The sequence below is a fragment of the Arenibacter lacus genome, from assembly GCF_008711145.1.
GTDB classification, from domain to species: Bacteria; Bacteroidota; Bacteroidia; order Flavobacteriales; family Flavobacteriaceae; genus Arenibacter; species Arenibacter amylolyticus.
Map to the genome: position 1 here is coordinate 137,533 of NZ_VVIN01000002.1, position 13,625 is coordinate 151,157.

General features: G+C 39.8%; 12 protein-coding genes. 4 read left to right on the plus strand and 8 right to left on the minus strand.

What is annotated here, in order from left to right; all coding sequences use genetic code 11:
* The gene (locus F1E73_RS01665) at positions 1–381 is read left to right on the plus strand and encodes a hypothetical protein (RefSeq protein WP_086476812.1); all 381 of its coding nucleotides are present in this window, start codon (positions 1–3) and stop codon (positions 379–381) included.
* Positions 382–494: 113 nt separating this feature from the next.
* On the opposite strand, the gene F1E73_RS01670 is transcribed toward F1E73_RS01665, so the two are convergent.
* Complete coding sequence (locus F1E73_RS01670) at positions 495–1,661, minus strand: proline dehydrogenase family protein (protein ID WP_150450934.1); 1,167 nt, start codon at positions 1,659–1,661, stop codon at positions 495–497.
* 92 nt (positions 1,662–1,753) lie between these two features.
* On the opposite strand from F1E73_RS01670, the gene aroB reads away from it, so the two are divergent.
* Positions 1,754–2,815 carry a 3-dehydroquinate synthase gene (gene aroB, locus F1E73_RS01675; protein ID WP_086476814.1) on the plus strand — a complete coding sequence of 354 codons (1,062 nt, stop codon included), beginning with the start codon at positions 1,754–1,756 and terminating at the stop codon, positions 2,813–2,815.
* A gap of 256 nt (positions 2,816–3,071) precedes the next feature.
* Here aroB and F1E73_RS01680 read toward each other — a convergent pair whose 3' ends face one another.
* Both F1E73_RS01680 and F1E73_RS01685 read right to left on the minus strand, forming a co-directional pair.
* Entirely contained in the window at positions 3,072–3,551 is a 480-nt protein-coding gene (locus F1E73_RS01680) for an Lrp/AsnC family transcriptional regulator (RefSeq protein WP_086476815.1), read from the minus strand.
* 110 nt (positions 3,552–3,661) lie between these two features.
* Positions 3,662–4,765, minus strand: coding sequence for a M14 family metallopeptidase (locus F1E73_RS01685; RefSeq protein WP_150450935.1), 1,104 nt, complete (start codon positions 4,763–4,765; stop codon positions 3,662–3,664).
* Positions 4,766–5,059: 294 nt separating this feature from the next.
* On the opposite strand from F1E73_RS01685, the gene F1E73_RS01690 reads away from it, so the two are divergent.
* Both F1E73_RS01690 and F1E73_RS01695 read left to right on the plus strand, forming a co-directional pair.
* Positions 5,060–5,428 carry a helix-turn-helix transcriptional regulator gene (locus tag F1E73_RS01690; protein ID WP_150450936.1) on the plus strand — a complete coding sequence of 123 codons (369 nt, stop codon included), beginning with the start codon at positions 5,060–5,062 and terminating at the stop codon, positions 5,426–5,428.
* 109 nt (positions 5,429–5,537) lie between these two features.
* A complete protein-coding gene (locus tag F1E73_RS01695; RefSeq protein WP_086476818.1) occupies positions 5,538–5,915 on the plus strand; it encodes a DNA topoisomerase IV in 378 nt (125 codons plus the stop codon).
* Positions 5,916–6,019: 104 nt separating this feature from the next.
* Here the strand turns inward: F1E73_RS01695 and F1E73_RS01700 are convergent, their stop codons facing one another.
* The 5 genes from F1E73_RS01700 to ychF form a co-directional block, all read right to left on the minus strand.
* Entirely contained in the window at positions 6,020–6,976 is a 957-nt protein-coding gene (locus tag F1E73_RS01700; protein ID WP_150450937.1) for a sterol desaturase family protein, read from the minus strand.
* Positions 6,977–7,089: 113 nt separating this feature from the next.
* Entirely contained in the window at positions 7,090–7,521 is a 432-nt protein-coding gene (gene mscL / locus F1E73_RS01705; protein ID WP_150450938.1) for a large-conductance mechanosensitive channel protein MscL, read from the minus strand.
* 17 nt (positions 7,522–7,538) lie between these two features.
* Entirely contained in the window at positions 7,539–10,196 is a 2,658-nt protein-coding gene (locus F1E73_RS01710) for a DNA gyrase/topoisomerase IV subunit A (protein WP_086476821.1), read from the minus strand.
* A gap of 25 nt (positions 10,197–10,221) precedes the next feature.
* The gene (locus F1E73_RS01715) at positions 10,222–12,084 is read right to left on the minus strand and encodes a DNA topoisomerase IV subunit B (protein ID WP_150450939.1); all 1,863 of its coding nucleotides are present in this window, start codon (positions 12,082–12,084) and stop codon (positions 10,222–10,224) included.
* A 370-nt stretch (positions 12,085–12,454) separates the two neighbouring features.
* A complete protein-coding gene (ychF, locus tag F1E73_RS01720; RefSeq protein ID WP_086476823.1) occupies positions 12,455–13,549 on the minus strand; it encodes a redox-regulated ATPase YchF in 1,095 nt (364 codons plus the stop codon).
* Positions 13,550–13,625: the final 76 nt, after the last annotated feature.

The following is a 13,625-nucleotide window of genomic DNA, read 5'->3' on the forward strand; positions in this document are numbered from 1 at the left end:
ATGGCTTTTTTAAAACGCTTGGGCTTTTACCTAATAGGGCTAGCCATTGGCATTGTTTTTTTAACTGTTTTTTTCAAGAAAAAAACTGAAGGAACCGATACGGAGTTCTGTTATTTTCCCAACTGCCGGACTTTAAAAGATATTAGGTCCAAGGAAGTTACCTATTCCGATGCGATCAATAAACTACTAGAGGAAAATAAACTAGACAGTACGGATATCAACCATTTTTTAAGAAATGGCAATGTAGATTTCAGGAATAGTGACACCAAATCCACCCCATGCAAAACCTATTTGATAGAAGCACCAATAAACGACAAAAAGGCCATTCTAAGGGTTAGTAATTGCCCAGAGAAAAGTATTTTGGAAGATATAAGCTTTTAGGGATTACCTACAAATACAATAAAAGCAAAAGGCAGGCTTGGAATATTTCCGAGCCCGCCTTTTATTATAATATTAAAATAGGTTCAGCAAACTATAGTAGCTACCAGAACCACTTAAATTTTTCTTCTTTTTCGCTCCTTCTTCAATAGTGTTAGCTCCCTACTGGTTTGTCCGGCTACAGAGGTGTTCTCCTCAGCCCTTCTAATCAAATATGGCATCACATCCCTTACAGGGCCAAAGGGTAGGTATTTTGCAACATTATATCCTTTTGCAGATAGATTATAGGAAATATGATCGCTCATCCCATATAGCTGCCCAAACCAAACCCTTGGATCGTTCACCTCAATACCTTTTTCTTCCATCTTCTCCATAACCAGATACGTGCTATTTTCGTTATGGGTACCAGCAAAAAGAGAAATTCTATCCAAATGATCTAAAATATAGGCAGCTACCTCGTCAAAGTTTTCATCTGTAGCTTTTTTGGAAGAGCATATTGGAGTAGCATACCCCATTTCTTCGGCTCTTTCGTTTTCCTTTTCCATATAGGCCCCTCTTACCACCTTCACTCCAATAAAATACCCCTCACTCTTGGCATGTTCGTGAATTTTTTTCAGGTACTCTAAGCGATCCCACCTATAGGTTTGCAGGGTGTTGAAAACAATTGCTTTGTTTTTGTTGTATTTCTGCATCATTTGCTCCACCAATGCATCTGCTGCTCCTTGGATATAACTCTCTTCAGCATCAATAAGCAGGGCCACATCTAGGTCATGCGCTTTTTTACACACGCTATTAAACCTATTAACCACTCGTTGCCATTCTTCCTCCTCCAGGGTGGTTAACTCCTCCCCTGCAGTAATTTTTTGATACAACTTAAATCGACCAAATCCGGTTGGCTTAAATACCGCAAAGGGAATTGCTTCTTTCTCCTTTACAAAATCTAGCGTCTGCATGGTTTTCTCAAAGCAATAATCCAACTGATTTTCCACTTGCTGACCTTCCACAGAGTAGTCCAAAATAGTACTAACTCCCTTTTCGAACATCCTGTTGGCTACCACAAGACATTCCTCTTCATTGGTTCCACCACAAAAATGGTCAAAAACGGTTGCCCTAATTAAGCGCTCTACCGGTAAATTGGCCTTAATGGCGAAGTTGGTAACTGCGGTACCTATTCTTACTAAAGGTTCATTTCCTATTAACTTGAATAAAAAATATGCCCTTTCTAGTTCTGAGTCGGTTTTTAAAGCAAAAGCCGTTGCAGTATCCTCAAAAAGATCCCTCATTTATACGTATTTATTAAGGATCCAAAGATAAGTACAGAATTTGTATTCAATCACAATAAATAGTCTTTATTTTGCATCAAACTATTGCGATTATGGACTCCATTATTACCGACACCTACGCGGTACATTTTAATGAAAACGGCTACAAAGTTATCAATGATCAGTTGGCCAGTAAAAACTACTCCAAACTGTTTATTCTAGTAGACGAAAACACCCATAACCATTGCCTTCCCAGATTTATGGGAAACATTGAAGGGGATTACGATTTTGAGATTATTGAGATAGAAGCCGGGGAAATAAACAAAAATATTGAGACCTGTACGCAGGTCTGGGAAGTGCTCTCAGAATTGGATGCAGATCGCAAGAGCGCCATGATTAATTTGGGTGGCGGTGTAGTAACCGATCTCGGTGGATTTGTGGCCTCTTGTTTTAAGAGAGGAATAGACTTTATTAATGTCCCAACTACCCTCCTCGCTATGGTAGATGCATCAGTTGGAGGCAAAACCGGAGTAGATCTGGGATCCCTAAAAAACCAAATTGGCGTAATTAATCAGCCAGAATTAGTGTTGGTTGATCCCCTGTTTTTAAACACCCTGGACGAAAGACAACTACAAAGTGGGTTTGCCGAAATGCTAAAGCATGGATTAATCTCTGATGCCAACTATTGGAGCACCCTAAAAAATGTCGCTGGATTTAAGGAGATAGACTCCTTAATCCACACATCGGTTTCTATAAAAAATGAGGTGGTAGTTAAAGATCCTACGGAGCAACATTTAAGAAAAATATTGAATTATGGGCACACCCTAGGCCACGCGGTGGAGTCCTATTTTCTGGAGCACCCAGACTACGAATTACTATTGCATGGAGAAGCAATTGCAGTTGGAATGATTCTGGAAGCCTACCTGTCCCATAAATTAACAGGACTGCCACTAGCTGAATTGGAAGACATAAAAGAAACTTTTTTAAGCAGATACAAGAAAGTTTCCTTTACAAAGGCCGACATTGAATCTATTCTCTCCTTATTGAAGTTTGACAAGAAAAACTCTCACGGGAACATTAACTTTGTGCTACTACACGCCATTGGGGAACCTGCCATCGATATTAAAGTGAGCCCGGAACTAATGTTGGAAGCTTTTGATTATTACGCCAACTAAATACCTCTAGCTACACTATAAGGATCCTGGATTTATAGAGGTTTCCGAATGATGGGCGAAGGAAAGAGGACCTATTGATTTCAACTGAATAACGGAAGCCAGACACTAAGAAACTTAACCTTTAGCGGTTAAGCATTTTGTTGATGTTAAGAAATCGGAAACAGGAGATATACCGCTTATTCTACCCCTAGAATTAAGACCAAAAAAAATCCCATTCAAAAAATCTTGAATGGGATTTTATATTTTAAGAACCAATCTACAGCTCATTAAATATAGTGTGCATCAATCGCTTTTTATCGTTTATGCTTTCCTCTAGGGAAATCATGGTTTCAGTTCTACTTATTCCATCGATATCATCTATTTTAAAGATGATGTTTTTAGCGTGATTGGTATCCTTGGCTCTTATTTTACAGAAAATATTGAATTTTCCAGTTGTAATATGTGCTACGGTAACGTTCGGAATCTGATTTAAGCGCTCCAATACAAATTTTGTTTGATGCGTCTTTTCAAGAAAAATTCCCACATAGGCAATAAATGAGTATCCCAACTTTATATAATCTAGCGTAAGGGAAGACCCTCTTATGATTCCCGCTTCCTCCATTTTCTTTACTCGCACATGCACGGTACCTGCAGAAATCAATAGTTTCTTAGCAATATCCGTAAAAGGTGTCCTAGTGTTATCAATTAACATGTCTAAGATTTGGTGGTCTATTTCGTCTAATTTTACTTTACCCATCAGTGTTAAATTTAAATGCAAAAATAACAAAATATCGAATTAAATGTAATGAAAGTGTCATTTTTATATGAATTGTGTAATGATTTTGGAATTAGGGAACGTATTTCCATTTATTTTAAAAGATTAGACAGTTTTGGGGTAGCTTGCACATCCGCTAAATCATTAACACTTAAGCAATTATAGGTTTTATGACCAAAAAAACCACTTAAATCCCCAATTTTTTCCATTTTTGGAACAAATTCAATTTTATTTTCCACCAAGGTTTCCACATATAAAATTCCTGCGCTGTCTCCAGCCTTATAACTAGGGTTTATGATTTCCAAATGATGGATAATCACATCCAGAAAAAGCTTGTTGTTTTCTGGAATATCCAAATAAGAATCCAATGAATAGGCATCCGTTTCATCGTTGGCAACTACCTGTAAAGCTTTCATCAACGCTAAAAATATATAATACCTGGTTTGTTCGCGTTCATAATCGTCCGGATAATGTCCCGCTTCAAAGAGGATGGTAGGCGTGTTAAGCATTTGAAAGGTATCCCCCACACAATTTTTGTTAAACCCATCATCATACCTCCCTACTTGTCCCGGAATAAAGCGTTGCAGCTCATTATTCATTGCTACGATTAATTTCATGGCTACCGCCCTATTCTTAGAAACACTCCTTTCTGGGTCACTAGCTGGAGCCAAAAAGGAAACGGTAGCTGGTTTGTTCGTATCTCCTACATTAAATATAGTACGTTGGTCGTGTAGATTAAAACAAAAATGAGGCTTAAAATTTTGATAAGCCTCCCTTAACACCTCACTTTCTGGCTGAGTCCTTTCTTGAGCATCCCTATTTAAATCTACCTTATTGGCATTTACCCGAGTATACGCTAAAGCGCCATCCGGATTCAACATAGGTAGTATTCTTATAGTACAGGCTTCTAAAATTAGGACCGCAAGATCTGATCCTGCATTTAAGAAACTAATAAGATCCAAAACTGCCTTGGTGGTGGTAGACTCGTTTCCATGCATTTGAGACCACATGAGAATACGCGTATTTCCAGAACCCAAATCAATAGATTCTATATCCCTCTTTTGAACGGATTTCCCTACTTGAGAAACTGAAAAATTGGCAGCTACTGCATCCATAAAAGGAGCAATATCCTTTAGGGTAACATATCTTCCTTGAACCTCCTTAACCTTTATTGCATTGTAATTGTATTTAAACATCTGACTTGATAGTATGGAATGAAGCACAAATATACTTTCAAAATAATTTACACTTGTCAATTCTTAATTTACATTTGTAAATTAACATGAAGAGGGGGTGGATGCGGTAGTTTACTTTTGTAACCCAACCTTCAGGACCTATATGCAAAAACTATAGTTGAGACTTATTTCACTCAATTTCAACTACTTACGTAATAATACTTAAACGTTAAGTTAAACTCATTTGACGACCTAACTGAGAATTTATATTAATATATAATTATATTTCATTAGCTTTGAATCAATGAATTTACAATGATAAACAACCAGGAATTTACAAAAAGACTCGAGCAAGTCTTAAAATATTACGACCTCCCCGCCTCTGTGTTTGCCGATAAAATTGGAGTGCAAAGATCTAGCATCTCCCACCTCTTGTCTGGAAGAAACAAACCTAGCTTAGATTTTGTGATGCGAGTGGTATCCTCTTTTCCAGAGGTAGATTTATACTGGCTACTGTATGGTAAGGGAAGTTTTCCCAAGAGATCAGAATCCGAAGCACCTACCGCAACTCAAGCTCCCCTTCCCAAAGAAACTTTTGAAGCGAGCCCCGAGCCTGCCTCAAAAATTGAAAAAATAATTATTTTCTATACGGACGGCAGTTTTAAAGCCTACACGGATAATTAGATTTCACCCTTGCATATCCCAGACATAAAGCATTGAAATCCCTTTTATATTACCGTTATAATGTGGTATTTTTGACGTTTCATACCCTCTAATTTTTATATTTTGAATTATGATCAAAAGAATACCCCTTGTTTTAGTAGCCTTATTAAGCTTGAGTGCATGCTATCAACCCGAGCGAAATTGCGCAGATTTTAAAGACGGTAAATTCTCCTTTACCGCAACAATTGACGGGGAAGAACACACCACCATCTTTGAAAGAAGAGGAGATATCGAAATAGAACACTTTGGAGGAAAGTCTGATACCTCTTCCGTTAGGTGGATCAACCCTTGCGAATACGTAGTGAGGAAACTTCACCCCAAAAACATGGCCGAGGAAAAGTCTATCCACATGAAGATTTTATCCACTACAAAGGACTCCTACACTTTTGAATACCGATTAGTAGGCAGCCCCAACAGATCTACCGGAACCGCCATTAAAGTAGATTAAGCAACCATCACTTATCGGACTCACACAAAAGAAAGAGCCTCTAAAAAACACTACAAAAAAAAACCGTCATTATGACGGTTTTTTTTGTTGCTAATAATCAGTATTTAATTTGGCCTACTAAAAGCCACCTCGGGATTTAACTTCTTTTGCCCCTCGTACAAACGCTGCTGCTGCTTCACAGTTAAGGTGCTTCCATCCGGACTCCATCCTGGCGGACCAAAGATATACATAAGCGCATGAGAGAGCTTCTTAGCGCTCTTCACATCCTTATAGATATCCTTATACTCATGCGTTAAAATAATCAAGGGATTGTGGGAGTTTGGAGCGTTGGTAACACCAAACTTCACATCTATATCCTCATCATACTCCTTCCAAGTACCAAACATCTTATCGAATAAGTTTAAAAATCCACCGTGGTTTTTATCCAAATACTCCACATTTTGCGCGTGATGCACCTGATGCATGGTGTGGGTATTAAAAATCTTTTCCAAGAACCCTAATTTAGGTACGTAAACCGTATGCAATTGAAATTGCCACAACGCTTCTATTCCTAAGCACACCACAACCATTTCCGGCGGAAATCCAATCATAGGCATCCACATGTAAAATAAAGGCTTATAAAGGATGGTGAACCAACCATTTCTCACAGCGGTTCCCAGGTTGTAGTTGTCGGAAGAATGATGTACTATATGAGCTGCCCATAGAATACGTATTTCATGATTAGCCCTATGAAACCAATAATAGGTAAAATCGTCGGCAAGCTGACACAGTATCCACACATACCAAGCATAACTAAAGGAGGCATACCCCAAAATATTGGTCCGCACCCCATCAGTAATAGGATTAAATAGCTCGTAAGCGAACTCAAAAATAACTATAGCAGATACCACCTTAATCAGCGGGGCAATAATAGCAGACCCTACTCCCATAAAGCCGCTTGCTGCAAAATCTTTCCAATCATACAACTTATCATCGCCATGCGTTTTGCTATATGTAAGCTCCAGCAATATAAAAGCGATAAAACAAGGCACTCCATATACTAGGGGGTTGGTAAAATCCATATTTAAACTAGTTTGGGGTAAATATATAACAACACAAAGGGAAACCTAAGAATCCCTCTTATTTAACATTAATAAAATATCATAGCTGAGAACAACTTCTAGGGAACCATCTTTTATTTGGATTGCCGTCTCAGCAACTCATTCTGCTCTTGCATCAACTTCTCCATATTAGACAACAGCTCTATATTTCTTGGCGTGGCCACTTCCTTATTCTTAGGATCTTCTGCCTTCGCCTTAAACCTATTGATAAACTTAACAACCACAAAGATGGTTAAGGAGATTATAAGAAAATCTACCAACACTTCAATTAGCGCTCCGTAACCAATTGCTATTTCCTCTACCCCCTCGGCACCTGGCCTTAAAACGTATTCCTTATCAGCGAAATGTACATCATCCGTTAAAAGGGATAGGGGAGGCATTAACACTTGATTCACCAGCGTGCTAACCACCTTATTAAAGGCAGTTCCTATAATAACTCCCACCGCCATGTCTATCATATTGCCTTTTACAGCAAACTCTCTAAAATCTTTAAAAAACTTTCCCATGAACTCGGTTTATAATCTTAAAATAGTTTGGTTTGACCTTCATCATCATCTAGATTCTTGCTATCTGCGCCTTTCTTATTAGCGCCTTCCGCAGATGAATCCAATCCAGCTACCTTTTCCTCGTCTACCACCTCTATTTCACTTGGCTCAAGCTCCTTAGGCTCCTCGTAAGGGATGGGATCTAGAATATTTATTTTCCTCACCCTATCCGGAGTGAGCTGATTGCCTAAAGCTTTAATTCCCTTAATGGATATAAACTCCTCCAGCTCAACCACTTGATTAGGCTTCGCATCTTTACCTCGAGGTTTAACAAACTCCACTTCTATCACCGGTTTCCAATCCGTACTCACATACTCCAAATAAGATTTTGGATGCTCGGTAATTATTAAATCCTCCCTATTTTCGCTCTCAATCAAAAAGCGCTTTACATGAAATCGCTCTTTCTCCCCTTCATAATACACTACCGAAACAGGCTTGTCTGGATTCCATTTTTCCAAGATCAACATATCGTCATTAAAGTGCGTGGATAGATTAGGGGTAAACGTTTTTGCGATCCCTTTCCGGGTTACCACCAATAGCAGATCGTCCCCTTTAAACTCACCCAGTAATTCCCCACGACCATCCACATTCAGCCTACGCACAACCTTATCAAACCAAATCTTTCTTGGCTTTAGAGTTGAAACGCCTTTCTCCTTCAGTTCAATTCGCTTAACAGAGTATTTGGTAACCAAGTTTCCTTTTGCACCACGACCTTTAATCAATACATCGGCAAAATCTATATCCCATTTCAATTTCTTAATACTTCCCACCTGTCGCAGTTGCACAGAAATCACCTCTGCCTCCCCGTTTGGGTTAGCAGAGAAGTACAATACCGCTGACTGAGGCTTACCTTGCGTTAGATCGTACTCCCTATCCCTAGTTACACTGGTCACATTAAACCTTTTTATAAAACTGGAACCTCCCTTACCATCCTTGTAAATTAGGTTATAGATAGTTCGTTTGTCCTTTTTCTTAAAGACCGCAACGTGAATAATATTTTTCCCCACAAAGGTTTTACTGTCCACCTTGGTGACCATCATCTTTCCATCCCGGGTGAACACTATAATATCATCAATATCACTACAGTCGGTCACATACTCATCACGCCTCAAGGAGGTGCCCACAAACCCTTCTTCCCTATTTACATAAAGTTTCGTATTTCTGATCACCACCTTAGTAGCTTCAATATCATCAAATATTCGGATTTCCGATTTACGCTCCTTGCCCTTCCCGTATTTTTCTTTAAGGGATCTAAAATAAGCAATGGCATAATCGATTAGATTAGCCAAATGATGCTTCACCTCTTCAATACTCTTCTCTAAGTTATCCAAATGCTCCTGAGCCTTGTCCAGGTCGAATTTAGAAATCCTTTTAATCCTAATTTCTGTTAGTCGACCAATGTCTTCCTTGGTTACTGCTCTTTTAAGATGTTTGGTATAAGGAGCCAAACCTTTATCGATTGCCTCTATCACCCCTTCCCAAGTCTCCTCCTCTTCAATATCACGATAAATCCTCTTCTCAATAAAAATCCGCTCCAAAGAAGCAAAGTGCCACTGCTCCTCCAATTCTCCCAGCTTAATCTCCAATTCTGCCTTTAACAAGGCTACCGTATTATCGGTAGAGTGCTTTAGCATTTCCGTTACCCCAACAAAAAGAGGTTTGTGGTCTTCTATCACACAACCTAAGGGTGAAATGGAAGACTCGCAGGAGGTGAAAGCGTAAAGTGCATCTATTGTCTTATCTGGTGAGATACCGTTAGGCAAGTGCACCAATATCTCTACATTTTCTGCCGTATTATCTTCTATTTTACGGATTCTAATCTTCCCTTTTTCGTTTGCTTTAAGGATAGAATCTATTAAAGAAGAAGTGTTAGTGCCGTAGGGTATCTCATTTATAACCAGCGTGTTCTTATCTAATTGCCGAATGCGAGCGCGGACTCTTATTCTTCCTCCACGCATCCCATCGTTGTAATTACTCACGTCTATGATACCCGCAGTAGGAAAATCTGGATATATCGTAAAACGCTGCCCTTTTAGGTGTTTTATAGAACCGTCTATTAATTCTATAAAATTATGAGGCAGGACTTTGGTGGATAATCCCACTGCAATTCCCTCTGCCCCCTGGGCCAATAATAACGGGAACTTAACCGGCAGGTTTACCGGTTCTTTTTTTCTACCGTCATAAGATAGTTGCCATTCGGTGATTTTTGGACTAAAAAGTACCTCCAAAGCAAATTTTGTGAGTCGCGCTTCAATATACCTAGAAGCCGCCGCACTATCCCCTGTTAGAATATTTCCCCAGTTCCCCTGTGTGTCTATCAACAGGTCTTTTTGGCCAATTTGGACCATTGCATCTGCTATACTAGCATCCCCATGCGGATGATACTGCATGGTGTGCCCTACTACATTCGCTACTTTGTTATACCTACCATCGTCTAGCTCCTTTAAGGCATGCATAATTCGTCGTTGCACCGGCTTAAAGCCATCCTCTATTGCTGGGACCGCACGCTCCAAAATTACATAGGATGCGTAGTCCAGAAACCAGTCTTTATACATCCCTGTTACTTTGGTCAGGGCATCTTGAGGTTGTTCGTTATTATCTTGTGATAGTTGGTTTAGATCTTCATTTTCCTCCATTCAGAAAAACTCGTATTAGTTTGGTTTATAATTGGTTGTCCTCTATAAGATCAACCTCTGCTCTAAGGTTTTTAATGATGAATTCTTGGCGGTCCGGAGTATTCTTTCCCATATAAAATTCCAGTAGGCTTTCTATGGACATGGATTTATCTAACATCACAGGCTCCAATCTTATATCCTCACCAATGAAATGTTTGAATTCATCTGGGGAAATTTCACCCAATCCCTTAAATCTTGTAATCTCCGGGTTGCTACCCACCTTCTCCACCGCTTCCTGCTTTTCTTCATTGCTATAGCAATAAAAGGTTTTCTTTTTATTTCGAACACGGAAAAGTGGTGTCTGTAAGATAAACAAGTGATTCTCTTTAATTAGCTCGGGGAAGAACTGAAGGAAAAAGGTAATAAGCAGTAATCGGATATGCATACCGTCCACATCGGCATCCGTCGCAATCACAATTTTATTATACCGTAAATCCTCTATAGAGTCTTCTATATTTAGTGCTGCCTGTAGTAAATTAAACTCCTCATTTTCATAGACTATTTTTTTAGTCATTCCATAGGAATTTAATGGCTTCCCTCTAAGACTAAATACAGCCTGAGTATTTACATCCCTGGATTTGGTAATGGAACCCGATGCGGAATCTCCCTCCGTTATAAAAAGAGTACTTTCTAGACAACGCTCGTTCTTGGAATCTCCCAAGTGTATTCTACAGTCCCGCAACTTCTTATTGTGGAGACTCGCCTTTTTGGCTCTATCCCTGGCAAGCTTCCGGATTCCGGATAGTTCCTTCCGCTCGCGCTCTGCCTGAACAATCTTCTTTTGAAGCAACTCTGCCGTTTCAGGATTTTTATGCAGATAATTATCCAAGTGAGTCCCCACAAAATCATTGATATAGGTTCTTACGGTAGGAAGATCTCCCCCCATTTCCGTAGACCCCAATTTTGTTTTCGTCTGGCTCTCAAATACCGGCTCCATCACTTTAATAGCAATCGCAGCGATGATAGATTTTCTAATATCCGAAGCATCGTAATTCTTTTCATAAAAATCACGCACCGTTCGCACCACAGCTTCCCTGAAGGCCGCCAGATGCGTTCCACCCTGAGTGGTGTTTTGCCCGTTTACAAAGGAGTAATACTCCTCACTATATTGTGTTTTACTATGACTAAGGGCAATTTCAATATCGTCCCCTTTCAAATGAATGATGGGGTAAACCATATCATCCACACTGTTGTTATCCTCCAACAGGTCTTTCAATCCATTTTCTGAGTGATACTTTTCGCCATTAAAAATAATTGTAAGCCCTGGATTTAGGTACACGTAGTACTTCAGCATACGCCCCACGTACTCGTTCCGATACTTGTATTTCTTGAATATCTCCTCGTCCGGAACAAAACTTACTTTTGTTCCTTTTCGCCTAGACGAATCTTCGGGACCTACTTCCTCTACCAGATTCCCTTTTGAGAATTCGGCAACCTTTAATTTATTCTCCCGTGCAGATTCTACTTTAAAGAAGCTGGATAAAGCGTTTACCGCTTTGGTACCCACCCCATTTAAACCTACCGATTTTTTAAAGGCCCTAGAATCGTACTTACCCCCAGTATTCATTTTGGAGACTACGTCTACCACTTTGCCCAAAGGTATTCCACGGCCATAATCCCTAACAGTTACAACATTGTCCCGAATTCCGATTTCGATCGTTTTTCCGGATCCCATTACAAACTCATCGATACTATTGTCTATGACCTCCTTTAATAGGATGTATATACCATCATCGGCTGAGGAACCATCCCCCAACTTTCCTATATACATACCAGGACGCATCCTAATATGTTCTTTCCAATCTAGCGATCGGATATTGTCTTCTGTATACTGGGTATTTTCTAACATTTTCAGGGCTTTAAATGTAAGTGTTGCTAATATAGCAAGGGTTATAAAAAGATGAAACCCATAGCTGTTAAAGTAATTAACAATAAAAGCTAAAGTTTGTTGATAGCAAGCCTACCAAGGTACATAATTTATACCTCAGATTATTATCGGCTCATAATCCTTGACTGCAACACGTGACTATTATACTAAAAAAAATCTACTTTCCAGCCTTAAGACCTATATTAGTCCCTAGGGAGCATTAGGCATAGCTAACCACCTAGCATCCGATGGAAAGTTAAAATCGATTTCTCACAGTACGGACATCAAGATTGACCAATGTCCCAAAAGCAAAAATACTAGATTATTACGAAGAATAAAATCGAAGTCCTACCTACACATTAAAGCGGAAGTGCACAACATCACCGTCCTTTACAACATACTCCTTACCTTCTACCCTCATTTTTCCCGCTTCCTTCACCTTTGCCTCACTACCGTAAGCGATAAAGTCTTCATAAGCAATTACCTCTGCCCTAATAAACCCTTTCTCAAAGTCAGTATGAATTACCCCAGCTGCTTGTGGTGCGGTAGCTCCTACAGGAATGGTCCAAGCGCGGACTTCCTTAACACCTGCGGTGAAATAAGTTTCTAGATCCAATAATTTATAAGCACCTCGTATCAGCTTTGCTGAGCCGGGTTCGGTTAACCCTAAGTCTTCCAAAAACAGCTGTCGCTCCTCATAACTCTCCAACTCGGTGATATCGGCCTCTGTACCAACCGCCAAAAAGATAACCTCGGCATTCTCTTTGGCAACGGCTGCCCTCACCTGCTCTACATAGGCATTACCTGTAGTTGCAGCGTCTTCATCCACATTACAAACGTACATCACTGGCTTATCCGTAATAAACTGCAAGGGCTTCACAAACTCTGCCCTATCTTCTTTGGATATATCCAATGCACGCACGGAGGTACCTGTTTCCAAGCCTTCTTTTATAACTTGAAGTACTGCCTCTTCTTTCTGAGCATCCTTATTCCCAGTTTTTGCGGCACGTTTTACCTTGTCTAGCTTTTTCTCAACGGTTTCTAGGTCTTTTAACTGCAACTCCATATCAATGGTCTCCTTGTCCCGTATAGGGTCTATGGAACCATCTACATGCACAATATTATCATTGTCAAAACAGCGAAGCACATGAAGAATAGCATCGGTTTCCCTGATATTCCCCAAAAACTGGTTCCCCAAACCTTCTCCCTTACTGGCACCTTTTACCAATCCTGCAATATCTACGATCTCTACAGTGGCAGGCAACACTCTTTCTGGCTTTACCAGCTCCTCCAGCTTTTCCAATCGAGTATCCGGTACATTCACCACCCCTATATTGGGCTCTATGGTACAGAATGGAAAATTGGCGCTCTGTGCCTTGGCGTTGGACAAACAATTAAAAAGGGTTGATTTGCCTACATTGGGCAATCCTACAATACCTGCTTTCATGGTTCTAATTAATTATAAAAGAGTAAGAAAACCGAATAGCTTTCCAACCATTTTTTTTGACAGCGGCAAAGATACT

What these genes read in the sequence shown, in the direction of transcription:
- F1E73_RS01710 (WP_086476821.1), bottom strand. Translation starts at nt 10,196, where the DNA reads ATGGAGGAAAATGAAGATCTAAACCAACTATCACAAGATAATAACGAA.
- F1E73_RS01670 (WP_150450934.1), bottom strand. Translation starts at nt 1,661, where the DNA reads ATGAGGGATCTTTTTGAGGATACTGCAACGGCTTTTGCTTTAAAAACC.
- mscL (WP_150450938.1), bottom strand. Translation starts at nt 7,521, where the DNA reads ATGGGAAAGTTTTTTAAAGATTTTAGAGAGTTTGCTGTAAAAGGCAAT.
- F1E73_RS01665 (WP_086476812.1), top strand. Translation starts at nt 1, where the DNA reads ATGGCTTTTTTAAAACGCTTGGGCTTTTACCTAATAGGGCTAGCCATT.
- F1E73_RS01685 (WP_150450935.1), bottom strand. Translation starts at nt 4,765, where the DNA reads ATGTTTAAATACAATTACAATGCAATAAAGGTTAAGGAGGTTCAAGGA.
- F1E73_RS01700 (WP_150450937.1), bottom strand. Translation starts at nt 6,976, where the DNA reads ATGGATTTTACCAACCCCCTAGTATATGGAGTGCCTTGTTTTATCGCT.
- aroB (WP_086476814.1), top strand. Translation starts at nt 1,754, where the DNA reads ATGGACTCCATTATTACCGACACCTACGCGGTACATTTTAATGAAAAC.
- ychF (WP_086476823.1), bottom strand. Translation starts at nt 13,549, where the DNA reads ATGAAAGCAGGTATTGTAGGATTGCCCAATGTAGGCAAATCAACCCTT.
- F1E73_RS01695 (WP_086476818.1), top strand. Translation starts at nt 5,538, where the DNA reads ATGATCAAAAGAATACCCCTTGTTTTAGTAGCCTTATTAAGCTTGAGT.
- F1E73_RS01680 (WP_086476815.1), bottom strand. Translation starts at nt 3,551, where the DNA reads ATGGGTAAAGTAAAATTAGACGAAATAGACCACCAAATCTTAGACATG.
- F1E73_RS01690 (WP_150450936.1), top strand. Translation starts at nt 5,060, where the DNA reads ATGATAAACAACCAGGAATTTACAAAAAGACTCGAGCAAGTCTTAAAA.
- F1E73_RS01715 (WP_150450939.1), bottom strand. Translation starts at nt 12,084, where the DNA reads ATGTTAGAAAATACCCAGTATACAGAAGACAATATCCGATCGCTAGAT.